This window comes from Chryseobacterium culicis (assembly GCF_002979755.1).
Taxonomy (GTDB): domain Bacteria; phylum Bacteroidota; class Bacteroidia; order Flavobacteriales; family Weeksellaceae; genus Chryseobacterium; species Chryseobacterium culicis_A.
The window spans coordinates 622,396-646,310 of record NZ_PCPP01000001.1 but is presented as its reverse complement, the minus strand read 5'-3'; the positions used below and the strand labels follow the sequence as shown (position 1 = coordinate 646,310).

Genomic DNA, 23,915 nt, shown 5'->3' with positions numbered 1-23,915 from the left:
ACGCAAATATAGGTAAATACGGTTAATTGGTTTCAAAGCCATTTTCTTCAGCAAAAGATTTCCATTTCTGGAATTTCTTTTCATTTTTAAAGGTGGAATCATTACCATAATAATACAGCAAACGTTGGGTAGCGTATTCGTAGGCACTGTAAGCATTGGCCTGTTCGTAATATTTAACCGCTTTCTTCAAATCAATTTTCACTCCCATTCCATGTTCATAGATAATCCCATAATAGATGCCTGAATAAGATTGATCATAGTCCTTCTTTAAATACTCTAAAAGATTTTTATAATCTCTTAACTGATAATAGATTTCTGAAATTTTATCGTAATTGTAGTAATACTTTTTCTCTGCCTTCTGATAAAAAGCCAAAGCTTTATCATAATCCTGTATTACATGTTCTCCAAAATAATACAAATCGCCTAAATTGGTAAGAGCCATTCCATCCCCTAGTTCAGCACCTTTTTCATATGCCTGAATGGCTTTTTTGATATTAAAAGAATATCCTATTCCATTGTGATATAAGGTTCCGATATTGTTCCATGCCACAGGATGATTGTATTGGGCTGCTTTTTCATAATACATCATGCCTTTTTGCGGATCAAACAGCATTTCAATGTCAGGATCTGTATATAAAATACCCATTTCTACCCAACTATCCACATCATTTTTCTGAGCAGAAAGCTGAAACAGACGCAATGCCTCCTGATAATTTTGATTGTCCTTTGCATCAAAAGCCAGTTTTTTAATGACTTCTGTCTCCAGAAATTGTTCAGAATTGCTACCTGCCTGATTTTTCCATCGATTATAAAAGGAAATAAAGTGTTCCAGATCTTTTCCTCTAAAGGAATACCTATCCAGATAAATCGTACCATACCCCGAAGTTTCTACCTGCTGAATAGATTTATCTTCATTCATTCTCAACATGCTTTCTCCTTTATACAAAAACAAAAGTCCTTCTTCCTTTCTATAATTCAAAGGATTAGAGATGTATTCATACTTTTCAGCTGATAAACCCTTTTCAAAATCATACAATTGATAGCCATTATTTTTTTGAACCGATAAAAATCCATTTTCCAAATAATGAATCTGCTTAATTTCAAATTGAGGAGCAATGAGCCAGATATCATGCTCAGCATCGAAAAGTCCTGATCCATTTTGGGTTTCCAGAGTAAAGACATTGCTTTTATATCCGACATTGGATATTGCTTTTACTTTAGTAATCCTTTCATTTTCTAATAAGAACTGATGTTTTGAAGGGTCATAGAGCTTCCAGCTTTTATCTTTACGAACTGCCAGTGTATCAAAATTATCTATTACAATCAACTGATCTGCTTCGTCTATTATAGTATTACCATTTTCATCTATCAGCTTTCCTTTTTTATTGAATTTATTGGGTTTTACCCAAAAACAGGTGCTGGTTTTTAAAAGGCTGTCTTCTACAAAATCGCCCAGATAATTCCCTTCTTTTGTATAATATCTACGCTTACCGGTTCCTTGCTGTCTGCTAAAAAACAGCTCCGGAAAATAATCATATTCATAGGCGTTTTCGCTTTCCACAGGAATAATCAGTCCGTTTTCATCGCTGTAAACGCCAAATCTTCCGGCGATTTCTACACCTAAAAATCCATACGCTAGCCTCTCAACGGCATCATAATCAGCAGGAACCAACCAGGTATTTGAGTAAATTTTTAAAATACCCGACTTTCCGTTCACTTTTACTTCACCAAATGGCTCCAGAGCAAAATCAAACACCTCAAAGGCATCTTCATAAATGGGAGGAATCAGTTCTTTTCCATCACTTTGCAGGTAACCGAACAGTCCCTCTTTTTGAATCACTGATATGTTATGATGATAGTCCGCCTCAAAAATCTCGTCATAAACAGATGGCACCAAAACAACACCCTTTGCATCCTTCAATCCAAATTTCCCGTCTTTTTCAAATATTGAAGATGCTACCTTTTTATAGGCAAGTTCTTCAAAATATCCCAGACCGTAATTAATCCAGTCGGTTTGTAAAATCTCAAGAAATGAGGAGTAACCTGTGTGTGAAAATAAAGAATCCAGCAAAGAGAGATTTTGGGTTTCAACAGCCTTCTTGTATAATTTTCTTTTCTGCTGAATCTCAACTAACCATTCTTTTGCCTGAACTTTGTGCTTTTCTTCGTTCATATTGAAAACATCTGTAGCATTCAAGACGAAAGAATCGTAGGGCAACGCTTCCAGGAACTCAAATATTGTGTTAACAGGTTCGTAGTAAGCTTTTTTGTAATGCAGCTGATAGGTGTCTGCCAGTAAATTGAAAAAATAACGCAGCTGGACGATTCCCTGTTCTTTGTCAGAAATAAACTCAACACCTTCCACTTTACTATTTTCCGCAATGAGAGGATACAGCAATAGCGGTATTTCATAGTTCCACTCTCCCAGATGAGTATTAAATGATTGATTCGTTTTCTGATCATAATTATATAAATAAATCCGGTGTGCCATTCTTTAAAATTACTATTTGTTTTCCGTCTTTCCCATTTTCCGCTTCAGGAATACTTCATTTTGAGCCTTTCATTCCTTTTACAGCTTCTCCTTCACTCCATTTTGTTATTGTTTTTACCCACGCTTTGTGATTGTAATCTTAGTTCGAAATAAGAATTTATCATTTAATTATGGGGTGAAAAAGAAAGCTATAAAAGTCATAAAATCAATATGCATCTAAGAGAAATGTCTGTCAGTCATTATCATTAACTATTGTTCTCCATTGCTGATAAATCATCAATTTTTCACAATATTATTTTTAATGAATTCCGGAACGAAGGTAATAAAAGAGATTCCATAAAAATATCCCTGATACTGGTGGTTTTTTAAATTTTTTCTAGTCCTTATATGCAGTTTTAGGGAATTGTTGTATTCAACCTGTTATAGAAATATCATATAACAATAGAACACTGCCAAAACCACTCCGATGATTCCCGAAATCAGAAATACAAAAAAATAATACCGCGCTTTTTTATTTTTCTTTAGCAATGAGTTAATTATAAAAGTAATGAGCGTGACTAAAAATCCTGCTCCGAAAAATAAAATCAAAACAGCAAGAAACAAGGCTCGTTCTATATGTAAATCTGCAGATGAAAGCATATTTTAAATTAAAACTTTAAGTGTGAATATATTAAGTGGAAATTCTATAAGAAAGAAATTATAAAAATCATTCATCAATAGTAGAGAGAATTGAAAAATATGACAATCCCTGTTATCAGCTATATTTCATCATATACATCATCATTCAGAGGCTGTTTAAAAGTAATGCTGAGCCTTTTTTTATTCGCGGCTCGTCATAAGATAAAGATTTTCAATCCATTTACATTTTAATTAATGTTATTTATATCTTATTATTATTTAAAAATTATTAATCAAATATTATCTTAGATCAATATATAGTGAAGATTTTCTATCTACATTTGTGATTATAAAAAAGACAAATTCACTAATCATTAAAAAAAGAAACAATGAGCACACTTACATTAAAAGACGGAACAGAAATTTATTACAAAGACTGGGGAAAAGGACAACCTATTTTCTTTCACCACGGATGGCCATTATCAAGTGACGACTGGGATGCCCAAATGTTCTTCTTTCTAGAACAAGGCTACAGAGTAATTGCTCATGACAGAAGAGGACACGGAAGATCAGAGCAGACTCCTTACGGACACGATATGGACACTTACGCTTCTGATGTTGCGGAAATTGTTTCAGCATTGGATTTAAAAGATGTCATCCACGTAGGACATTCTACAGGAGGAGGCGAAGTGATCCGATATGTAGCGAAACATGGTAACGGAAGAGTGGCAAAAGCTGTTCTGGTAAGTGCTGTAACTCCTATTATGGTACAAAATGAGAACAATCCGAATGGAGTTCCTATTTCTGTTTTTGATGATATCCGAAATAATACAGCGAAACACAGACAACAATTCTTCATTGATATTACCTTCCCTTTTTACGGCTACAACAGAGAAGGTGCCAAAGTATCTGAAGGAATCCAGAGAAACTGGTGGAGACAGGGAATGAGTGGTTCTATTAAAGCTCATTATGATTGTGTAAAGGCTTTCTCTGAAACAGATTTTACAGAAGACCTTAAAAGCGTGGATGTACCGATATTGGTAATGCATGGTGAAGATGATCAGATTGTTCCTTTTGAAACCACTGGTAAAGTGGCTGCTACCCTGCTTAAAAACGGAAAACTCATCTCTTATCCAGGTTTCCCTCATGGAATGCCGACAACAGAAGCAGAAACGATCAACAGAGATCTTTTGGCATTCTTCAAATCTTAACAGATTAGGCTTATTTTAAAGCGCTTACCTATAAAAGGCAGACCAGTTTCCATGCAGGTCTGTCTTTTTAATTTACAGATCATTGTTCTTCCTGTTTAAGCATATTAAAAAATCCTTTCATGTCTCACTTATTTTTCTTAATTTTGCAGACTATTATTCCTAATGTCCTTAGGGGTAACCAAAACAGATATTGATAACAAAAACAATAAAAAAGCAAAACAATGCCAAAATTAAAAACGAAATCAGGTGCTAAAAAGCGTTTTGCTCTTACCGGTTCTGGTAAGATCAAAAGAAAAAATGCTTACAAAAGCCACATCTTAACTAAGAAAGAAACTAAGCAGAAGAGAAATCTTACTACTACTTCTTACGTAGCTAAAGTGGACGAGAAAAGCGTTCAACGTCAATTAGCAATTAAGTAGTTTTTATAAATCTATATTCGGTTTATAAGAATTCAAAACAAATTCAACAATTTAACCCTGAAACGGTGCAAATAAGAGTAACATCCGTTGCCGCCCTTTTCAAAAAAACAATTTAAATTATGCCAAGATCAGTAAATGCCGTAGCTTCAAGAGCTCGCAGAAAGAAAATTTTTAAGCAAGCTAAAGGTTTCTTCGGAAGAAGAAAGAACGTTTGGACTGTAGCTAAAAACGCGGTAGAAAAAGCAATGCAATATGCTTACCGTGGTAGAAAAGAGAAGAAGAGAAATTTCAGAGCACTTTGGATCACTCGTATCAACGCGGGAACTAGAGAGCACGGAATGTCTTACTCTCAATTTATGGGAGCTCTTAAAAAGAACAACATCGAACTTAACAGAAAAGTTTTAGCAGATTTAGCAATGAATCACCCTGAAGCTTTCAAAGCTGTTGTAGATCAAGTAAAATAATGTAGAATAGATTTTGTTATCAATATAGTCCCGGGATTTTCCCGGGATTTTTTTGTTATATACTTTTCATTTTTTTTAGTGCTGTTCAAAATCCAGCTGCCATCATGTGCATTTCAGGGTAATTACCATATCAACAGCCCTAGTTGCCGGATAGAAATTCTCAGATTGTAAAATATTTAAACCAAAACACATAAAACAAACGAAAAATATAAACATATCTCATCCATTAAATGAATTTTAATATAACATGATGATAAATTACATAAAAAGACATATTTTTATCAAAAAATGAAGCAAATAAACATTAATACTTGTGATTATTAATAATAAATGATGATTTATTATTATATTAGCAATCTCTAAAGAAAGTATCAAAATGAAAAAAGTTGCAGCTTTATTGCTCACTTCCATTGCCCTGCAGAATATGGGTGCACAGAGTTTTATTCAAGCGTATGAAGACCGAGCAGATATGGTTACCCAAGCCAATATTACGACCAACCTTCAGGAATTTGCAGGGTTTGGGGTAAAAAAAACAGGTACAACGGCAAACACCAATGCATTGGACTGGCTTAAAAACAAATATCTGTCCTATGGATATACTGCAAGTAATATGTCTGAAGATACTTTCACCTACGGGAGCAGCACTTCAAAAAATTTAATCATTACCAAGACAGGAAATGTATATCCCAACAAATATGTTATCATCTGCGGACATTATGATACCATTGTAGGTCCCGGAGTAAGTGACAACGGCAGCGGAACTTCTATTATTCTGGAAGCAGCAAGAATATTGAAAAATATTCCGACAGAATACTCCATCAAGTTTATTCATTTTTCCGGTGAAGAACAAGGTCTTGTGGGAAGCAGTCATTATGTAAATAATGTGGCTTATCAGAATGGCAGCCAGGTTCTGGATATAAAACTGGTTTTAAATATTGACCAGGTAGGTGGACTTATTGGAAATAATAACAATACCATTACCTGCGAAAGAGATACAGGCGGTGTATCATCCAATAATACAGCCTCTAACGCTGTAACACAGGAACTGATGAACTGTACGACTCTTTATTCTCCTCTTCAGACTCATCTTTCTTATGCCTACAGCTCCGATTATATGCCTTTTGAAGCCAAAGGATATACCATTACCGGTTTCTATGAGTATTTGAGAAGTGAAAACGAACATACGGTAAATGACACTTTTGCCAATCTGGATCCTGTATATATTTTCAATGTAGGAAAAGCAGCTGTGGGAGCTTTACAACATTTTGCTGTTGCCTCTACAGCCAGCAACCTGTTAAGTACAAACGACACCTCTTTACAAAAATCCGGTGAAGCCATCCGAGTTTATCCCAATCCGGCTAAAGACCTTGTAACAGTGGAATTTCAGCAAAAAGTAAAAGAATTCAAAGTTGAAGTAAACGATATGGCGGGAAACACTGTTTTAAGTTTTGAAAATCAGGAAAAAATAAATACTTCGGCATTAGAAAACGGAGTCTATACCTTTACGATTAAAACTGATAAAGGAAATACAACCAAAAAAATAATCATTAATAAATAATGTCAGGCTGGATATTCAGAATTAGGTTTATATTCAATGGATATCCGATGTTACTACTATAAAATGAAGAAAATCGCTACTTTTTTATTTGCCTCTGTTATCATTCAAAATATTGGAGCCCAAAGTTTTATTCAAGCTTATCAGGACAGAGCGAATATGGTGAACCAGACCAATATTACAACCTACCTTCAGGAATTTGCCAATTTAGGAGTAAAAACTACAGGCTCACTTGCAAATGCTAATGCGCTGACTTGGCTTAAAAATAAATACATTTCCTATGGATATACAGCCAGCCAAATTGTAGAAGATCCTTTTACAGCAGGCAGTTATAATTCTAAAAATCTGGTAATTACCAAAACCGGGACAGTATATCCTAATAAATATGTAATCATCTGTGGGCACTTCGATAGTATTACCGGACTGGGAATCAATGATAACGGGAGCGGAACATCTATCATCCTTGAAGCAGCGAGGATTCTGAAAGATATCCCTACAGAATATTCTATCAAATTCATCCATTTTTCCGGGGAAGAACAGGGACTTTTGGGAAGTAAACATTATGTAAACAATGTAGCGTATCAGAGTGGAACCCGTGTTCTGGATATTAAACTGGTCTTTAATCTGGATCAGGTAGGTGGTGTTATGGGAAACAATAATAATACGGTTTACTGTGATGAAGATCAGGGTGGACTTTCTTCCAATAATGCGGCTTCCGCTGCTGTAACCCAGGAACTGAGAAACTGTACAGCACTTTACTCTCCTCTTTTGACCGCTGTAGATCCGGCTGCAGATACAGATTATATTCCTTTTGAACAGAAAGGTGAAGTGATCACAGGTTTCTTTGAAAGAATCAGAAGTACCTATCCGCATACCGTCAATGATACTTTCGCCAATACCGATCCTGTATATATTTACAAGATAGGAAAAGCATCTGTTGGAGCGCTACAGCATTTTGCGGTGGCTACCGGTACATTGGGAACTCATGAAACTGATGTAAAAAACACTTTGGAAACGGTAAAAATCTATCCTAACCCTGCCAAAGATATCCTCAATATTGAACTTCCTGATTCCGGAATTAAAAATTTCACTTTTGAAATTACGGATTTTCAGGGGCGTTCTATTTTCAAGAGAGCTAATGAAACAAAAATCAATGTTTCCGGGCTTGAAAACGGAGCTTATATTGGAATTTTAAAAGTTGGAGACCAAAAGGTCGTAAGAAAAGTTATGATTGAAAAATAATTTGCATTATCATAAAACCTTATTGATATAAAAACCTTTGAAGCTGTTCAAAGGTTTTATTTTTCATAGCATTAAAAGAATTATAACATTTATAAAGCCATGCAGCATATTGATATGATATTCATAATAAATTTACATTTGTTTTAAAATATTAAACACATTATTGTGATTTATTTACTACATTCGTGTTACCAAAATAATATTTTAATATGAAAAAAATCACAACACTTTTATGTGCTGCCTTCATGATGCAGTCCATTGGAGCTCAAACTTTTATTCAGGCTTACAAAGACAGAGCGGATATGGTTACTCAAACCAATATCACTACAAATCTTCAAGAGTTTAGTAATCTGGGGGTAAAAACTACTGGTTCAGTAGCCAATACCAATACACTGAACTGGATTAAGAATAAATATCTCTCTTATGGCTATACAGCCAGTCAGATAGAAGAAAGCCCTTTTACTTTCGGAAGCACCAGTTCCAAAAATTTAATCATTACCAAAACAGGAACCCTTTATCCTAACAAATTTGTCATTATTTGTGGGCATTTCGACACCATTTATGGTCCGGGCGTGAATGATAACGGCAGCGGAACTTCCATTATTCTTGAAGCAGCGAGAATACTTAGAAATGTTCCAACCGAATACTCTATAAAATTCATCCATTTTTCCGGGGAAGAACAGGGATTAAAAGGAAGCAGCCATTATGTAAATAATGTAGTGTATCAGGGAGGTGTCCGTAAATTGGATATCAAACTGGTCTTCAATCTGGATCAGGTGGGCGGTGTGAAAGGAAATAACAACACAACCGTATATTGTGATGAAGATCAGGGAGGAGTCTCCAGCAATAATGCAGCGTCCGCAGCCGTTACTCAGCAGTTAAGAAACTGTACAGCACTCTACTCTCCTCTTCTGACTGCCGTAGATCCTGCTGCAGATACGGATTATATCCCTTTTGAACAGAAAGGTGAAGTGATTACCGGTTTTTTTGAAAGGATAAGAAGCAGCTATCCTCACAGCTCTAAGGATACTTTCACCAATATGGATCCTGTGTATGTATACAAGATTGGAAAAGCAACTGTGGGAGCATTGCAGCATTTTGCAACCGCTTCTACTACCATGAGCAAGCCTGCTTCTAAAAACGCACTGGAAGCCGTAAAAATATACCCTAACCCTGCCAATAATCTTCTCAATATTGAGTTACCAGAGTCTAAAGAGTTGAATTTCAGTTTTGAAATCAGCAATGCTATGGGAAGATCCATGCTGAAAGTGAATAATGAAAGGAAAATTAATGTTTCAGGGCTTCAGAACGGAGTGTATATTGGAGTTTTGAAAGTAGGTGAAGAGACACTTGTGAAGAATATTATGATTGAAAGATAAGGATCAATAGATTCATAATAAAAAAACAGCGGGAGTAATTTTCCTGCTGTTTTTATTTGTAGATTCAATCCTTTTATTTTAATACATTGTTTTTTAAAGCAAGTCCTTCGATTTTAGAAATAATATCCTGATCATTAATAAAGCCGTCTTTGATATCTGTCAATAATTCTTCCAGCGTTACTTTATAAAGATCCGCTTCATTATGTGATAAAAAATGTATAATCTCTGCCAAAGCGCTGTCAAAATCTTTAAGATTACAATAGGATAAATATTTTATCAAAGAAGCAAGTTCGTTTTGCTCATCTTTCTGTAACAATTTATCAGCGATATCAATGGCCCAATCATATTCTTTCAAACGATACCAACAATCTGACATAAATAACAATCTATAATTTTCAGACTTAGGTGATAATCCATTTAAATTTTGCAAAATAGTAATAGCGGGCATATACTGGCCATTATCCATCAAATCTTTAGCTTTTTGTAATGGAGTCATCTGCTAATTATTCCTGTTTTTAAGAATTTCTTCAATTTCTTCCAGCGTAAATCCTTTCGCTTTCAATAAAATTAAGAAGTGATACAGCAGGTCTGCAGCTTCATTTTTAAAAAGTTCTTCGTTATTGTCTTTTGCTTCTATCACGAGTTCTACAGCTTCCTCTCCTACTTTTTGGGCCATTTTATTGATTCCTCTTTGGTAGAGCGAATAGGTATAAGAATCCTCTGTTTTATTATCTATTCTCTGAGCTATTTTCTCTTCCAGTTCATATAAAAATCCCTTAGTATTCTTTTCTCCGAAACAGCTGAAGCTTCCTGTGTGGCAGACCACATTTTTAGGAATAACTTTAATCAATATGGTATCCTGATCACAGTCTATATCAATGCTTTTTACCGTTAAAAAATTACCCGATTCTTCACCTTTTGTCCAGAGTCTGTTTTTGGAACGACTAAAAAAAGTAACGATTCCCTCCTTTTCTGTTTTTTCAAAAGCTTCTTCATTCATATAGCCTAACATCAACACTTGTAATGTTCTGTTATCCTGAATCACTACAGGAACAAGTTCACTATCTTTATTAAAATCTATTTTCATCGTACTTCTATTTTTTGAGTTTTTAATTGTTGTTTTAATTCCTGAACGCCTATTTCATTAAAATGGAAAATACTGGCTGCCAATCCTCCTGTAGCTTTTGTTTCATTAAATACTTTAACAAAGTCATCTACCTTACCAGCACCTCCGGAAGCAATGACCGGAATACTGATATTTTCTGAAACCAGCTTTGTAATACGGAGATCAAAACCATTTTTAGTCCCGTCACCATCCATAGAAGTCAGTAAAATTTCTCCTGCGCCTAGGGACTCTGCTTGTTTCGCCCATTCTACGGTAAGAAGTTCGGTAGCTTCTCTTCCACCTTTAATATGGACAAGATCCACACTCCCGACTTGTCTTGTGTCAATCGCTACCACAATACACTGACTTCCAAACTCTTTGGCCAAATCGGAAATAAGAGTAGGATTTTTCACTGCTGAAGAATTGATACTAATCTTATCTGCGCCTGCTTCCAAAAGTTTTCTCACATCTTCTACCGAAGAAATTCCTCCTCCCACCGTAAAGGGAATACTGAGTTCTTTTGCAATATCTTTTACCAGTTCTATAAACGTCTTTCTGTTTTCAATAGTGGCGGTAATATCCAGAAAAACAAGTTCATCAGCTCCTTCTTTCTCATATTTTTTGGCAAGCTCTACAGGATCTCCAGCATTTTTAAGATCTTCAAAGTTGATTCCTTTTACCGTAGATCCATCTTTAATATCCAAACATGGAATAATTCTTTTTTTAAGCATTTTCAATAAAATTTTGAAGTTGTTGTAAGCTTATTTTTCCCTCATAGATTGCCTTTCCGATGATTGTTCCTGAACATCCTATATCTTTCATTTTATAGACATCAGCAATCCCTGAAATTCCTCCGCTGGCTACCAGCTGAACCGATGTTTTATATAAAATTTCAATATACAGTCCTGTTGATGGACCTTCCAGCATTCCGTCTTTCGAAATATCCGTACAAATCGTATTTTGTATTCCTTTTTCCTGATACTGAAGGATAAAATCAATGATATCATTGTCACTTTCTTCGAGCCAGCCGGAGGTTTTTATTTTCCGGTTTTCACAGTCTGCTCCCAAAATAATCTTCTCAGGGCCATATTTCCGTATCATTTCAAAACAGAACTCAGGATTCTGAACCGCAATACTTCCTAAAGTTATCTGTTTTGCCCCTGAATTAAAGGCTGTTTCAATATCTTCCTGAGTTTTTAATCCTCCTCCAAAGTCAATGTGTAACGAAGTAGATGCTGCAATGTTTTCCAGAACCTTCTGATTGACAATATGCTTTGATTTTGCCCCATCAAGATCTACCAAATGGAGAAACTGAATGCCAAAACTCTCAAATTCCTTCGCCACTTCTACAGGATCTTCATTGTATATTTTCTTTGTGTTGTAATCTCCTTTCGACAAGCGGACACATTTCCCGTCGATAATATCAATAGCCGGAATTATTTTCATCATTATAAATTTATAAAGTTTTTAACGATCTGATTTCCCACGATTCCTGATTTTTCAGGGTGAAACTGCACTGCATAAAAATTATCTTTCTGCAAAGAAGCACTGAAAGGCAGTATATAATCACAAACAGAAGTTGTAAAGTCTGAAAGCTCACAATAATAACTGTGAACAAAATAAACATCACTACTCTTTTCAATTCCGGAAAACAATGCCGATGTCTGTCCTGAAACTGTATTCCAGCCCATATGCGGAACAATATCTCTGGATGGAAATTTTCTGACATTGATATCAAAAATTCCCATTCCTTCAGTATCTCCTTCTTCATTTCCTTTACACATCAGCTGCATCCCCAGGCATATTCCCAAAACAGGTTGTTTAAGACTTGGAATCAATAGATCAAGTTCTTTTTCTTTCAACAGTTTCATGGTGGATGAGGCTTCTCCTACGCCTGGAAAGATAACTTTATCTGCTTTTAAGATCTGTTCAGGATCATCCGTAATCACAGAATCAACATTCAGCCTGTTGAGGGCATTCTGAACAGAGTTTACATTTCCTCCGTTGTATTTTATTATGGCAATCATATTTATAAACTTCCTTTTGTAGAAGGCAGGCTGAAGTTAGTATCTGTTTGGTTTACCGCCATTTTAACGGCTTTTGCAAATGCTTTAAAGATGGATTCAATTTTGTGGTGTTCATTATCTCCTTCTGCTTTGATATTCAGATTGGATTTTGAGGCATCCGTAAAGGACTTAAAAAAGTGATAAAACATTTCGGTAGGCATATCCCCTATCTTTTCTCTTTTAAACGGAGCATCCCATACTAACCACGGTCTGCCGCCAAAGTCAATAGCCACCTGAGAGAGACAATCATCCATCGGAAGAAGGAAACCATATCTTTCAATTCCTTTTTTCTTTCCTAAAGCTTTTAAAATGGCTTCTCCCAATACAATCCCGGTATCTTCAATCGTGTGGTGCTCATCTACAGCAAGATCTCCGTTTACTTTTATGGTAAGATCCATATTTCCGTGTCTTGCAATCTGGTCCAGCATGTGATCAAAAAAATGAAGCCCGGTTGAAATATCAGATCGTCCGTTACCATCAAGATTGACTTCAATTTCTATATCTGTTTCATTGGTTTTTCGGGATACTTTAGCTTTCCTCATTCCGGATTTTAAGAACTGATAAATCTCTGACCAACTTGTCGCAGAAAGCTCAGCTTCGCTATTTAAGTTTTGATTAAGATAAATAGCTTTAGACTTAAGGTTTTTAGCGAGTTGAACGTCGGTATTTCGATCACCAATTACATAGGAATTTTCCAGATCATAATTGCCATAGATGTATTTTCCAAGCATTCCAATTCCAGGTTTTCTGGTAGGAAGATTTTCGGATTCAAAACTTTTATCAATTAAAATATCACTAAAAACGATCCCTTCATTTTCAAATGCCTGTAGCATTTTTGCGTGGGGTTTTATGAAATCTTCTTCAGGAAAACTTTCAGTCCCCAAACCATCCTGATTCGTCACCATAACCAGTTCATAATCCAGTTCATTGACAATTTTTGACATGTTTTGGAAAACCCCGGGATAAAACTCAAGCTTTTCAAGAGAATCAACCTGGAAATCAGTAGGTGGTTCAATAATAAGGGTTCCGTCGCGGTCTATAAAGAGTACTTTTTTCATATGTTTTTATCAAATTGTTTTTAACCATTAAGCTTTTTTTAAGTGATTAGCATTAAGAACATAGTTGAAGCTATTAATTTAGCTTTGCATTTTATGCATCCTGATGAATCTTAACTTTTCTTATTATCTTCGTTTCTCTTAATGGGTTATATTTTAACAAGCTATAATTATATTCCTTTTAAAAGATTAATTAATTTTTCATTTTCTTCCCGGTTTCCTACATTGATTCTGATGCATCCGGGAATGGCAGGATCTCTTCTGCTGGTTAAAATCTCCTCCTCAAGCATTCTTGTATACACTGAATCAACATTTTCCATTCTGATCAGAAAAAAGTTGGCATCTGTTGAAAATACTTTTGAAATACATGCAATTCCTTCAAACTGCTCCTGCAGCCATGTTCTTTCTTCCAGAATACGGTTTACATTTTCCTGAAACCTCTTTTCATCATTCAATGTCTTTACGATCAATTCCTGGCTTAAAACATTCACATTATAAGGAGCTTTTACTGTGTTGATCAATCTGATAATCTCTCCTGATGCATATGCCATACCTACTCTTGCTCCGGCAAATCCCCATGCTTTGGAAAAAGTTTGTAGTACAATTAAGTTAGAATATTGATCCAATAGCTCCAAACTTGATTTTTTACCAGAAAATTCAATATAAGCTTCGTCAACAACTACAATTCCATTGAAGTTCTGAAGATAAAACTCAATATCATCAATACTGTTTCCTGTAGGGTTATTGGGTGAACATAAAAAGAAAACTTTAAGAGAAGGATCTTCAGCAATTTTTAAAAAATCATTTTTAACAATCTCAAAATTTTCATTCAAATCGAGTTTCAAAACTTTATTTTCATTAATTGCTGCATAGAAACCATACATAGCAAATGACGGATTCATCATCAGAATAGCATCTTTTTTAGGCTCACAGAAAATTTTAATGATAAGGTCTATCAGTTCATCACTTCCATTTCCTACAGCAATTTGTGAAGGAGAAATATTTTTAAGTTCTGCAAGTTTGTTTTTAAGCTTTTTCTGCGTAGAATCAGGATAACGGTTGCATTCCCCAAAAGGGCTTTCATTAGCATCCAGCATAACCGGAGAATTGAATTCATTATGATCCCTGAAACTTACATAAGGCCGTAGTTCTAATATATTTTTTCTTACTAAAGTATTGATACTGTTATTTTTCATTGTATTATTTTTCATTTTAAACTATTTTAAACCATTAAGATGAATGAGTGATTAAGAATAGTGAAGAAAATATCGGAGATATTTAATAAGCTGTGAGGTGAATTCAAATGTATTTGAATCTTAACGTTACTTAAAAGCTTCGTTTTCTTAATGGTTCAATTTTTTGGATAAACTTTACGTTTTCCAACATTTATTATTTTAATCTGATGGATACTGCATTTTTGTGAGCAAACAGACCTTCTGCTTCTGCCATGAGCTCTATCGTTTTTCCTAAATTCTGAAGACCTTCCTTTGAAAGATGCTGAAATGTTATTTTCTTTACAAAACTGTCCAGCGATACTCCACTGTAATTCTTTGCATAAGCATTGGTAGGAAGCGTGTGATTGGTTCCGCTGGCATAATCTCCTGCGCTCTCACAGGAATAGTTTCCGAGGAAAACCGAACCTGCATTCTGAATCTCAGGAATATATTTTTCAAAATCATTGATCGCCAGAATAAGGTGTTCCGGAGCATAAAGGTTACTAAATTCCAGGGCTTCCTCCAGGGAGTTCATTAAAATAAAAGAGCTGTTCTCCAAAGCCTGACCAGCAAACTCATTTCTTGGTAAGTCTCTGAGCTGCTGCCCAACAGCCTCTATAGTTTCTTCAAACACTTTAAGGTCTGTCGTAATAAAAACAACCTGACTGTCACTCCCGTGTTCTGCCTGTGAAAGAAGATCTGCAGCACAAAATTCAGGAACTGCCTGTTCATCTGCTATCACAAGAACTTCACTTGGACCGGCAGGCATATCAATGGCAACTCCGTAACGCTGGGCATATTCTTTGGCCGCTACTACAAACTGATTTCCGGGACCGAAAATTTTATTGACTTCAGGAATACTTTCTGTCCCCAAAGCCATTGCGGCAACGGCTTGTGCTCCACCAATTTTAAAGATTTCCGAAACCCCACAAAGTTTAGCAGCATACAGAATCGCAGGATTGATATTTCCATTCTTATCTGGTGGTGTACACAGTATAATTTCTTTACAACCTGCCAGATTTGCAGGAACGGCAAGCATCAGTACTGTGGAAAATAAAGGAGCTGTTCCTCCGGGAATATAAATCCCCACTCTTTCTACAGCACGATTTTCACGCCAGCAAACCACTCCTTTTGTTGTCTCGATTTTTTGAATCTCCTGTTTTTGAGAAGCGTGAAATGTAGCAATATTTTCTTTTGCCTGCTGAATAGCCTGTTTCAATTCATCATTAATCTGCTTTTCTGCCTCTTGAATTTCTACATCAGATACTTTAATACTCACCGTTTCTGCTTTATCAAATTTTCTGTTGAATTCTATTAAAGCTTTATCTCCGTTTTTTTCAACTTCCGTGAATATTTCTGTAATAAGACCTGAAATCTCTTTCTGCTCAAGAACCGGGCGTTTTACTAAATCTGTCCAGGTATTTTTTGTGGGATATCTGTATATTTTCATTGTATTATTTTGAAAGATTTTTTTTGAACCATTAAGATTCTTTTAAGTTGTTAAGTTTCATTAAGATCATAGCTGAAGCTATATTATTCAGCTATCTTAATTGCTATTTTTTTTGATAACGCAAAGACGCAAAGTTTTTTCTAATCTTTTACTTTTTTAAGGCGCAAGAAAATCGAAGATTTTCAGCAAGTGCGTGGGTATAGTTTTGTGATTTAAAACGGCATTCAATTTTATCGCAGATAAAATCTTTGTGCCTTAAAATAGTATTGGCTTCATTTTTATTGCGCCTTTGCGTTAACCAACATTATCATTCTTCAACTCACGTTATCACCTTAATGATTAGTTAGATTCTTTATATAACCATTTTATCAATCGGGATGATTAAAATATCCTGGGCCCCATTATCTTTCAGTTCATCAATCACTTCCCAGAAACGCACTTCATCAATAACAGAATGAATACTGCTCCAGCCTTCTTCTGCAAGAGGAATAACTGTAGGGCTTTTCAATACGGGAAGAACTTCAGATACTTTTTGAATTTTTTCGTTGGGAACATTCATCAGAATGTATTTTGAATTTTTTGCTTTTAAAACCGCCTTGATTCTGAACACAAATTTCTCAAGAATAGCTTCTTTTTCAGATGATAATTGAGGAGTTTGAGCTAAAACAGCCTCCGATTTCAGCAAAGTGACAGTCTCGCGCAATCCGTTTTTGAATAAGGTACTTCCGGAACTGACAATATCACATATCCCATCTGCAAGACCGATATTAGGAGCTATTTCAACAGATCCTGAAATCACGTGAATATCTGATGTAATTCCTTCTTTTTCTAAAAAGTTTTTGAGGGTATTAGGGTAAGAGGTGGCAATTTTTTTACCCTGGAAAAAAGAGAGTTCATCCGTTTCAACTTCTTTGGGAACAGCCAGTGAAACACGGCATTTTGAAAACCCAAGTTTCTGAATTGTTTTGATATTTTTACTTTTTTCAATCAGAAGATTTTCGCCTACAATGGCAATATCCACCACTCCATCTTCCAGGTATTGTGGGATATCTGAGTTCCGAAGGTACATGATTTCCATCGGAAAATTATCTACTGAAACTTTGAGCTGGTCTTTGCCGTTATTGACATAGATTCCACAGTCTTTGAGAAGCTGAAGAGATTCTTCGTAAAGCCGGCCGCTTTTTTGGATTGCAATTTTTAATTTACTCATTTTGCCTTTTTTGAGGTCTGAGCAAATAAAACTGATCTATTGAAATTTCTGAGGAGAATTCAGGAAACAAAAAAACCGCCTATTTACTCAGACGGTTTTAATTATTTTTGATTTTAGCACATACTTATATCAATCAATTCCGCCTAACAGAGATGATGATGATAATGATGTAATGCTAAAAATGTTGGTTTCATTGTTTGAATTATGATGCAAATGTAGGATTTATTTTTAAAATGCAAAGTTTTTTCAGATTAATTTTTGATAAAAATTCATCAGCTCCTTTGCAATAGGTTCGTCATTAAACTTTTGAACAAACTCGAAACCCTTTTCCTCACGGCGTTTTCTCTCAGATTCATTTTCCCAGAGAAATTTGATTTTGGCCCGGATGTCAAGATCATTATCCGGATTGATGTAAACGGAGTCTTTTCCTCCCGCTTCCGGTAGGCAGCTTGTATTGCTGGTAACCACAACGGTTTTGGAGAAAAGTGCTTCTATGACAGGGATTCCAAAACCTTCAAAGAAGCTTGGATAGACAAAAATATCTGCCAGTTTATAAAGACAAGCCAGCTCATCCATGGAAACCCCTTCAAGGAATAGCACCTGCTTTTCCATTTTGCTCTTTTTCAGAAATTTTTCTATTTTCTGGAAATATTTGGTCTTCCTTCCAACCACCACCAATGGAATTTCTGTACCGTTGATCGCTTTTACAACGTTCAAAAGATTCTTACGATCTTCGATAGTTCCTACGTTGAGTATAAACCTTTCCGGAAGCCTGAACTTCTCTTTTACCTCCTGCATCAGTTCCGGAGACTGCTGCTCTTTAAAAGCCTGATGACATCCCTGATAAATGACTTCAATCTTAGTCTCAGGAACTTTTAAATATTGAATGATATCTCTTTTGGTCTGTTCTGAAATAGCAATAATTTTATCAGCCATATCAGCGGCTTTTTTAAATTTCCAGAAGTGAATTCTCCTGTCAAAAAAAGAATAATACTGCGGATATCTTACAAAGATCAGATCATGAATGGTAACGACCTTTTTAATAGGTTTTGAGTCCCATTTTAAAGGTAGTTCACCGGATAATCCATGGAAAATATCAGCGTTTTGCTTCTGGGCATCTTTACCCATTTTAAGCTGACGGGAAAAGTTTCCTTTTGAAGTTTCAATAAAATGAACATTCGGGTGCTTCAGGATATCCTTTCCACGCTCCGATGTGTTTTTGTTCAGTAACAGATATTCGTTTTCCGGTTCATACTCGGAAAGTATCCTTACAAGATCTCTCGAGTAATTTCCCAATCCGGATGTATTATGGAAAAACCGTTTTGCATCAAAGGCAATCTTCATCGTTGTATCTGTTTTTGAAATTCCTGGAATGTACCGAATGTATGTCCTTTTTCTTTCAGCCAGCCTACAAACGCATCAAATCTTTCCACCATATCTTTTCCGGAGTTCTTTACAGTAAACCCAGGCAGTTTAAATGCTTCGTCTTTGATCTCTGCAAATTCCCACGGATGGAAATAGATGTTGAGATATTTATCTTTTTTCAACGTATCTGAAGCCAGTTTCTTGTAGAAAGACAATGGGAAATTGTGAAAGCTCAACCAAAACAAAGGAATCCTGAAATTAGGAGAAACCGAAGCCGGAACCTGGGTTACATTTCCTTCTTTAAAATAAGTTCTGGATACTTTTAAATTATTATATCTTCCCGGCAAAAATGTGGGATTAATAGATGAATTGTATGAATAGCCCGCTTTTTCCACTTCTTTGTCGTCTACGGGCATCATTCTTGGCATTCTCAACCCTGTTACCTTTGTGGAAAATAGTTCTTCCAGTTTTTCCCGTGATTCCTTCAGGTGTTTGTCTTCAAATTCTGAATGAAACCATGTATGAGAAGCCAGTTCATGGCCTTCGTTTAACAACCTTTCAATAAGGGATTTGCTGTTTTCTGCAAAAACTACCGTAGAAAAGAAAGTAGCTTTGGCATTATGTTTTTTAAGGATATCAAGAATTCTCTCTAATCCTGTTTGTGAAATTGAAATCTGCTTTTCAAAGGGAATCTCACCCTTATATTCTAATGGCATATCAAATTCTTCAATATCAAAACTCAATAAAACCATTCTAAAAATTTTTGTTTTTAATAATATAATTAGGTCTTTCTTTCACCTGTTTAAATATTTTACCTAGATAAATTCCCATGATTCCAAGGATGATCAACTGAAGTCCTCCAAAGAAAACAATGGTCATAATCAACGATGCCCAACCTGATATCTCCGTTTTGGCAATAAAGGAATGAATGACATACGTTCCATATCCCACTACCGAAAGCGCGGAAAATAAAAACCCAAGATATGCGGCTAAATAAAGAGGTTTTACACTGAAAGCAGTGATTCCCGTAAAGGCAAAAGTAAACATCTTTTTAAGGTTGTAGCTGCTTTGTCCGGATAGTCTTTCATTGGCTTTAAAATCAATTCCGGTCTGTTTGAAACCCATCCAGCTCGTTAATCCTCTCAGGAATAAATCATCTTCATTGAAGGTTCGCATTACTTCAACAGCATTGGCATCCATTAGTCTGAAATCTGATCCGCCTCCTTTTGTGAGGTTAACATCGGAAAGACTGGATAGTAATTTATAGAAAAGATCTGACGTTTTTCGTTTAAAATAAGAAATTTCTTTAGGATAAGTTCTTACTGTAAATACCACATCATATCCTTCTTCCCATTTCTGAATCATCTCCGGAATAAGCTCCGGCGGATGCTGAAGGTCTCCATCCATAGAAATGACTGCATTTCCGTGAGCATTATCCATCCCTGCTTTTACTGCGGGCTGATGTCCAAAATTACGGGAAAACTCAATGAATTTTACTTCATCATAGGTGTTGGAAAGTTCTTCTAATTTTTGTTGCGTATGGTCTCTGCTACCATCATTTACAAATATGATTTCAAAATCATAGTTGCTTAAGCCATCAAATACTTCTTTAATTTTCTGATGGATCATGGCAACGTTACCTTCTTCGTTATAGGCGGGAATTACAATTGAAATTTTCTTCATATTTATTAATTCAAGCTATAATTTTTCTCAAAATCTTTAGTCAGAAGTTCATAAGTTACTCTCAACCAGACCACAATACAAGGTACTGCTTTTAATGAATATTTGATGATATAATTTTCTTTTACAAATTTCGGGAATAGATCCGAAGTTGAAAAACAAGTGAAAATAATGACAAAAACCAGCAATCCAATAATAAGCGGTGTTCTTTCTTTCTGAAGGAAAAACCATATCAGCACTCCTACCACAGCAATAATGTATGTTGGAGATTCTGAACTGGAGCTGAACAGTACCAGAAACAGTAATGTTGAAGCCAGAATCATCAGTTGGAAAGCATAGTGTTTGTATTGCTTAATTCTGATATATGGCAACACAAAAAGCGGTAATCCGCCTGCCAAAAATACAAGATTGGAAATGGATGCATCCCCCAAAACTCTTCTTACAAAGCCCATTAATGAGATATCTTGCATATTTCCCAGCACCTGGTTTTCATTATTTTTTTCTACGATAGACTGAAACCAATCTGAGTAACACTGAATCACAAACTGCGGACTTGAATAGGCCATTGGAAGTACGAAAAATAGGATGGCAATGCCTACTCCTGAAAGAATAAATTTAGTCTTGTTTTTAATAAAGAAAAACTGCGTTAATCCTACTATTCCGTAGATTTTGACGAATATTCCTATTAAAATGGCAGTTACCGATTTTACTTCTTTTCTTTCGTAAATGTATACTGCAGATAACAGCAAAAGTCCTGTCAGTGCTACATTGAACTGCAAACTTAAAGCTGCTGTAATGTATTCCTGAAGACAAAGCAATCCGAAAATTGCTTTTTTGCTGTCTGAAAACGGCAGTTTATAAATTCCGTAGATAAAGATAAAGGTGTTGGCAATATTCCAAAGTGAAATTCCCAGCCAATCCGGCATCATGGCAAAAGGAGCAATCAATGCACTGAAAAATACGCCATAATGATTCAGGTCAAAATAGAGATTCGGATAATGGATAAACAGATTTTTCTGATGAATGGTATTAAAGAATACGTTTTTAAAAATCAGATAATTATTGATCGCATAATCTCCTCTCAGATATTTGGAAATAGCTGTAACAACGGATATAATAAGATAAACCCCAAATATATATTTAGGGTTTAATAATATTTTAAGAAATTTTTCTTTCAAGATTGTGGTATTAGATTAAAATATTAATCTTAAACTGCTACATTATTGTCTCTCAATGCATCATTCAGAGATGTTTTCTTATCTGTAGATTCCTTTCTCTGACCAATGATCAGTGCACACGGAACCTGATATTCTCCAGCCGGATACTGTTTTGTATAGCTTCCAGGAATGACTACTGAACGGGCAGGAACTCTTCCTTTAATTTCTATAGGAGTATCTCCTGTAACATCGATAATTTTTGTAGAAGCTGTCAATACTACGTTTGCACCCAATACGGCTTCTTTTTCTACGTGAACTCCTTCTACAACGATACATCTTGAACCGATAAAGCAATCATCTTCAATGATTACCGGAGCTGCCTGTAATGGCTCCAATACTCCACCGATACCTACACCACCACTCAGGTGAACATTTTTACCGATCTGTGCACAACTTCCTACTGTAGCCCAAGTATCTACCATTGTTCCGGAATCTACATAAGCACCAATATTTACGTAAGACGGCATCATAATTACTCCAGGAGCAATGTAAGCACCTTCTCTTGCTACTGCATGCGGTACAACTCTCACCCCTTTTTCAGCATAACCTCTCTTCAAAGGCATTTTATCATGAAATTCAAACGGGCCTACTTCAATAGTTTCCATTTTTTGGATCGGGAAATACATTACGACAGCTTTTTTCACCCATTCATTTACCTGCCATCCGTTTTCAGTAGGTTCAGCAGTACGAAGTTCACCTTTATCAACTAAAGAAATAACCTCTCTGATTGCCTTCTGGCTGTCTTCATTTTGTAATAGTTCTCTATTATCCCAAATATTTTCAATAGTTTGTTGTAACGACATGTTTCTTATTTAAATTAGTTTGAAAAATTATACCAGCCAAAGATACAAAAAAGTTCAGCAAAACAGTTTTTAAGATGATGCTTTTAATAAAGGCTAAACATCCTTGCAACCCTCTTTTTATATGTAACATATATTTGTTCATGCTGTTTTAACAGATACTCTTCTTCAATCCGGATTTGAATCTGCATCAAAATACTTCCAATCAAAAGAAAAGAAAAAGCAATTACCGTTGGAAAAACAAGAAAAAATCCGACAAGACTGATGGTCATCCCCAGGAATATGGGATTTCTTGAGAACCTGAATAATCCATGAGTAATAAGTTCTGTTTTTGTTGTGCTATCAACCCCGATCCGCCATGAATTTTTCATTTGCAGCTGCGCTATTATAACCCAAATCAGTGCGAAAATCATGATCACCACTCCCGTATATTGCAATGGAACATATTCCAGCATGGTAATTTTAAAAGCATTAAAAATCTTTTCTGGTAAAAAGAGTAAAAGCATTGTATAAATAAAAAGGACACACAAAGTCATCTTAAAATAGAATCCTACAAGTCCGTAGACAGAATCGTCTTTGGGAAGAACATTTGGGTTTTTACCGATCTGTTTTGCTACTTTATAACTGATTCCGACAAAGGAAATGGTAAAGAATACGATAAAATATAAAGGAATAAAGAATCTGATGAAATCAGCCATATGATAATAGTTTTGGGCAAATTTCCTGAGTTTCATGATGCAATACTATTGCAATGTCAGAGACTTTATTGGGGTTCCAGAAATTCCAATTGGAAAACTAGAAATTCCCCTCCTCCAAAAGAGTGGCAAAAATTCAAAGAATTTTTGATGGGGTGGTTAAAGAAGAAGATTTTATAAGTTTTGGCTAAAGCCGGTTGAAGTTTTTATTTTTCGATAAACGGGCTAAAGCCCGTTCCTATTGAATGTTTCACCATTTTCTCGCTGATTTTTAAATTTATTTAATCCAAAATAATAAACTCCATTGTTCTGGCAATATGCTTTTCCTGAATAATGCCCTGTGAATACTTAATATTATGGCCGGTATTATATTTTGTCAGATAGGCCTGATTAATTTCTTCAGTAACGTCACTGATATCTTCCGGAACGAGAGCTTTTATAGCATATGTTGTTTCGCCACATAGGATTTCACCTGCTGAATCTTCTAAAAAGGTATTATACCAACTTCTTTTGGCGAGTCCCCAGGATCTTGCAAATATTCTGTTCTGTACAATAACCATCCATATTTCCAGGAATTCAGGTCTTTGATTTCCGGCTTTTATTCCGATAATATTATTGTTTTGAATGTAATCTAATGCAGTGTCTTTGTTCATTGTTTTAATTTTTCAGTAAAACTAAA

23 protein-coding genes are annotated in these 23,915 nt (G+C 35.5%); 6 read left to right on the top strand and 17 right to left on the bottom strand.

Going from position 1 to position 23,915, the window contains the following annotated elements:
• Positions 1 to 22 precede the first annotated feature (22 nt).
• A complete protein-coding gene (locus tag CQ022_RS03025; RefSeq protein WP_105682417.1) occupies positions 23 to 2,491 on the bottom strand; it encodes a tetratricopeptide repeat protein in 2,469 nt (822 codons plus the stop codon).
• A 1,007-nt stretch (positions 2,492 to 3,498) separates the two neighbouring features.
• On the opposite strand from CQ022_RS03025, the gene CQ022_RS03015 reads away from it, so the two are divergent.
• From CQ022_RS03015 to CQ022_RS02990, 6 genes are all read left to right on the top strand, one after another.
• On the top strand, positions 3,499 to 4,320 hold the full coding sequence (locus CQ022_RS03015) for an alpha/beta fold hydrolase (protein WP_105682419.1): 822 nt from the start codon (positions 3,499 to 3,501) through the stop codon (positions 4,318 to 4,320).
• Positions 4,321 to 4,541: 221 nt separating this feature from the next.
• On the top strand, positions 4,542 to 4,739 hold the full coding sequence (gene rpmI / locus CQ022_RS03010) for a 50S ribosomal protein L35 (protein WP_002979658.1): 198 nt from the start codon (positions 4,542 to 4,544) through the stop codon (positions 4,737 to 4,739).
• Between the two features lie 119 nt (positions 4,740 to 4,858).
• On the top strand, positions 4,859 to 5,203 hold the full coding sequence (gene rplT, locus CQ022_RS03005; protein ID WP_034694451.1) for a 50S ribosomal protein L20: 345 nt from the start codon (positions 4,859 to 4,861) through the stop codon (positions 5,201 to 5,203).
• Positions 5,204 to 5,579: 376 nt separating this feature from the next.
• Complete coding sequence (locus CQ022_RS03000) at positions 5,580 to 6,761, top strand: M28 family peptidase (RefSeq protein WP_105682420.1); 1,182 nt, start codon at positions 5,580 to 5,582, stop codon at positions 6,759 to 6,761.
• A gap of 63 nt (positions 6,762 to 6,824) precedes the next feature.
• Complete coding sequence (locus CQ022_RS02995; RefSeq protein WP_105682421.1) at positions 6,825 to 8,000, top strand: M28 family peptidase; 1,176 nt, start codon at positions 6,825 to 6,827, stop codon at positions 7,998 to 8,000.
• 209 nt (positions 8,001 to 8,209) lie between these two features.
• The gene (locus CQ022_RS02990; RefSeq protein ID WP_105682422.1) at positions 8,210 to 9,379 is read left to right on the top strand and encodes a M28 family peptidase; all 1,170 of its coding nucleotides are present in this window, start codon (positions 8,210 to 8,212) and stop codon (positions 9,377 to 9,379) included.
• A gap of 73 nt (positions 9,380 to 9,452) precedes the next feature.
• Here CQ022_RS02990 and CQ022_RS02985 read toward each other — a convergent pair whose 3' ends face one another.
• The 16 genes from CQ022_RS02985 to CQ022_RS02910 all read right to left on the bottom strand — a co-directional run bounded on the left by CQ022_RS02985 (position 9,453) and on the right by CQ022_RS02910 (position 23,889).
• Entirely contained in the window at positions 9,453 to 9,875 is a 423-nt protein-coding gene (locus tag CQ022_RS02985; protein ID WP_105682423.1) for a tetratricopeptide repeat protein, read from the bottom strand.
• Positions 9,876 to 9,878: 3 nt separating this feature from the next.
• A complete protein-coding gene (gene hisIE, locus CQ022_RS02980) occupies positions 9,879 to 10,466 on the bottom strand; it encodes a bifunctional phosphoribosyl-AMP cyclohydrolase/phosphoribosyl-ATP diphosphatase HisIE (protein ID WP_105682424.1) in 588 nt (195 codons plus the stop codon).
• Positions 10,463 to 11,215 carry an imidazole glycerol phosphate synthase subunit HisF gene (gene hisF / locus CQ022_RS02975; RefSeq protein WP_105682425.1) on the bottom strand — a complete coding sequence of 251 codons (753 nt, stop codon included), beginning with the start codon at positions 11,213 to 11,215 and terminating at the stop codon, positions 10,463 to 10,465. Before hisF ends, hisIE begins: the two co-directional genes overlap by 4 nt.
• Positions 11,208 to 11,930 carry a 1-(5-phosphoribosyl)-5-[(5-phosphoribosylamino)methylideneamino]imidazole-4-carboxamide isomerase gene (gene hisA, locus CQ022_RS02970; protein ID WP_105682426.1) on the bottom strand — a complete coding sequence of 241 codons (723 nt, stop codon included), beginning with the start codon at positions 11,928 to 11,930 and terminating at the stop codon, positions 11,208 to 11,210. Before hisA ends, hisF begins: the two co-directional genes overlap by 8 nt.
• 2 nt (positions 11,931 to 11,932) lie before the next feature.
• Positions 11,933 to 12,511 carry an imidazole glycerol phosphate synthase subunit HisH gene (hisH, locus tag CQ022_RS02965; protein ID WP_105682427.1) on the bottom strand — a complete coding sequence of 193 codons (579 nt, stop codon included), beginning with the start codon at positions 12,509 to 12,511 and terminating at the stop codon, positions 11,933 to 11,935.
• 2 nt (positions 12,512 to 12,513) lie between these two features.
• Positions 12,514 to 13,608 carry a bifunctional histidinol-phosphatase/imidazoleglycerol-phosphate dehydratase HisB gene (gene hisB / locus CQ022_RS02960; protein WP_105682428.1) on the bottom strand — a complete coding sequence of 365 codons (1,095 nt, stop codon included), beginning with the start codon at positions 13,606 to 13,608 and terminating at the stop codon, positions 12,514 to 12,516.
• Between the two features lie 167 nt (positions 13,609 to 13,775).
• Positions 13,776 to 14,816: a histidinol-phosphate transaminase gene (gene hisC / locus CQ022_RS02955; protein WP_228421655.1), complete on the bottom strand. Its 1,041-nt coding sequence runs from the start codon at positions 14,814 to 14,816 to the stop codon at positions 13,776 to 13,778.
• Between the two features lie 178 nt (positions 14,817 to 14,994).
• Positions 14,995 to 16,269, bottom strand: a complete 1,275-nt coding sequence (gene hisD / locus CQ022_RS02950; protein ID WP_105682429.1) for a histidinol dehydrogenase — start codon at positions 16,267 to 16,269, stop codon at positions 14,995 to 14,997.
• A gap of 352 nt (positions 16,270 to 16,621) precedes the next feature.
• Positions 16,622 to 17,479 (bottom strand): ATP phosphoribosyltransferase, encoded by an 858-nt coding sequence (gene hisG / locus CQ022_RS02945; RefSeq protein ID WP_105682430.1) that lies wholly within the window; start codon positions 17,477 to 17,479, stop codon positions 16,622 to 16,624.
• 246 nt (positions 17,480 to 17,725) lie between these two features.
• Complete coding sequence (locus CQ022_RS02940) at positions 17,726 to 18,823, bottom strand: glycosyltransferase family 4 protein (protein ID WP_105682431.1); 1,098 nt, start codon at positions 18,821 to 18,823, stop codon at positions 17,726 to 17,728.
• Positions 18,820 to 19,596 (bottom strand): polysaccharide deacetylase family protein, encoded by a 777-nt coding sequence (locus tag CQ022_RS02935; protein WP_105682432.1) that lies wholly within the window; start codon positions 19,594 to 19,596, stop codon positions 18,820 to 18,822. Before CQ022_RS02935 ends, CQ022_RS02940 begins: the two co-directional genes overlap by 4 nt.
• A gap of 1 nt (position 19,597) precedes the next feature.
• The gene (locus CQ022_RS02930; protein ID WP_105682433.1) at positions 19,598 to 20,527 is read right to left on the bottom strand and encodes a glycosyltransferase family 2 protein; all 930 of its coding nucleotides are present in this window, start codon (positions 20,525 to 20,527) and stop codon (positions 19,598 to 19,600) included.
• Positions 20,528 to 20,532: 5 nt separating this feature from the next.
• A complete protein-coding gene (locus CQ022_RS02925; protein ID WP_105682434.1) occupies positions 20,533 to 21,702 on the bottom strand; it encodes a glycosyltransferase family 87 protein in 1,170 nt (389 codons plus the stop codon).
• Between the two features lie 29 nt (positions 21,703 to 21,731).
• The gene (locus CQ022_RS02920) at positions 21,732 to 22,544 is read right to left on the bottom strand and encodes a 2,3,4,5-tetrahydropyridine-2,6-dicarboxylate N-succinyltransferase (protein ID WP_034694413.1); all 813 of its coding nucleotides are present in this window, start codon (positions 22,542 to 22,544) and stop codon (positions 21,732 to 21,734) included.
• A gap of 83 nt (positions 22,545 to 22,627) precedes the next feature.
• Positions 22,628 to 23,275 carry a methyltransferase family protein gene (locus CQ022_RS02915; RefSeq protein WP_228421657.1) on the bottom strand — a complete coding sequence of 216 codons (648 nt, stop codon included), beginning with the start codon at positions 23,273 to 23,275 and terminating at the stop codon, positions 22,628 to 22,630.
• A 242-nt stretch (positions 23,276 to 23,517) separates the two neighbouring features.
• Positions 23,518 to 23,889, bottom strand: a complete 372-nt coding sequence (locus CQ022_RS02910; RefSeq protein WP_105682436.1) for a DUF2255 family protein — start codon at positions 23,887 to 23,889, stop codon at positions 23,518 to 23,520.
• Positions 23,890 to 23,915: the final 26 nt, after the last annotated feature.

Excerpts from the sequence above, each read along its gene's own strand:
- CQ022_RS03025 (WP_105682417.1), bottom strand. The coding sequence starts at position 2,491 with ATGGCACACCGGATTTATTTATATAATTATGATCAGAAAACGAATCAA.
- CQ022_RS03015 (WP_105682419.1), top strand. The coding sequence starts at position 3,499 with ATGAGCACACTTACATTAAAAGACGGAACAGAAATTTATTACAAAGAC.
- rpmI (WP_002979658.1), top strand. The coding sequence starts at position 4,542 with ATGCCAAAATTAAAAACGAAATCAGGTGCTAAAAAGCGTTTTGCTCTT.
- rplT (WP_034694451.1), top strand. The coding sequence starts at position 4,859 with ATGCCAAGATCAGTAAATGCCGTAGCTTCAAGAGCTCGCAGAAAGAAA.
- CQ022_RS03000 (WP_105682420.1), top strand. The coding sequence starts at position 5,580 with ATGAAAAAAGTTGCAGCTTTATTGCTCACTTCCATTGCCCTGCAGAAT.
- CQ022_RS02995 (WP_105682421.1), top strand. The coding sequence starts at position 6,825 with ATGAAGAAAATCGCTACTTTTTTATTTGCCTCTGTTATCATTCAAAAT.
- CQ022_RS02990 (WP_105682422.1), top strand. The coding sequence starts at position 8,210 with ATGAAAAAAATCACAACACTTTTATGTGCTGCCTTCATGATGCAGTCC.
- CQ022_RS02985 (WP_105682423.1), bottom strand. The coding sequence starts at position 9,875 with ATGACTCCATTACAAAAAGCTAAAGATTTGATGGATAATGGCCAGTAT.
- hisIE (WP_105682424.1), bottom strand. The coding sequence starts at position 10,466 with ATGAAAATAGATTTTAATAAAGATAGTGAACTTGTTCCTGTAGTGATT.
- hisF (WP_105682425.1), bottom strand. The coding sequence starts at position 11,215 with ATGCTTAAAAAAAGAATTATTCCATGTTTGGATATTAAAGATGGATCT.
- hisA (WP_105682426.1), bottom strand. The coding sequence starts at position 11,930 with ATGAAAATAATTCCGGCTATTGATATTATCGACGGGAAATGTGTCCGC.
- hisH (WP_105682427.1), bottom strand. The coding sequence starts at position 12,511 with ATGATTGCCATAATAAAATACAACGGAGGAAATGTAAACTCTGTTCAG.
- hisB (WP_105682428.1), bottom strand. The coding sequence starts at position 13,608 with ATGAAAAAAGTACTCTTTATAGACCGCGACGGAACCCTTATTATTGAA.
- hisC (WP_228421655.1), bottom strand. The coding sequence starts at position 14,816 with ATGAAAAATAATACAATGAAAAATAACAGTATCAATACTTTAGTAAGA.
- hisD (WP_105682429.1), bottom strand. The coding sequence starts at position 16,269 with ATGAAAATATACAGATATCCCACAAAAAATACCTGGACAGATTTAGTA.
- hisG (WP_105682430.1), bottom strand. The coding sequence starts at position 17,479 with ATGAGTAAATTAAAAATTGCAATCCAAAAAAGCGGCCGGCTTTACGAA.
- CQ022_RS02940 (WP_105682431.1), bottom strand. The coding sequence starts at position 18,823 with ATGAAGATTGCCTTTGATGCAAAACGGTTTTTCCATAATACATCCGGA.
- CQ022_RS02935 (WP_105682432.1), bottom strand. The coding sequence starts at position 19,596 with ATGGTTTTATTGAGTTTTGATATTGAAGAATTTGATATGCCATTAGAA.
- CQ022_RS02930 (WP_105682433.1), bottom strand. The coding sequence starts at position 20,527 with ATGAAGAAAATTTCAATTGTAATTCCCGCCTATAACGAAGAAGGTAAC.
- CQ022_RS02920 (WP_034694413.1), bottom strand. The coding sequence starts at position 22,544 with ATGTCGTTACAACAAACTATTGAAAATATTTGGGATAATAGAGAACTA.
- CQ022_RS02915 (WP_228421657.1), bottom strand. The coding sequence starts at position 23,275 with ATGAAACTCAGGAAATTTGCCCAAAACTATTATCATATGGCTGATTTC.
- CQ022_RS02910 (WP_105682436.1), bottom strand. The coding sequence starts at position 23,889 with ATGAACAAAGACACTGCATTAGATTACATTCAAAACAATAATATTATC.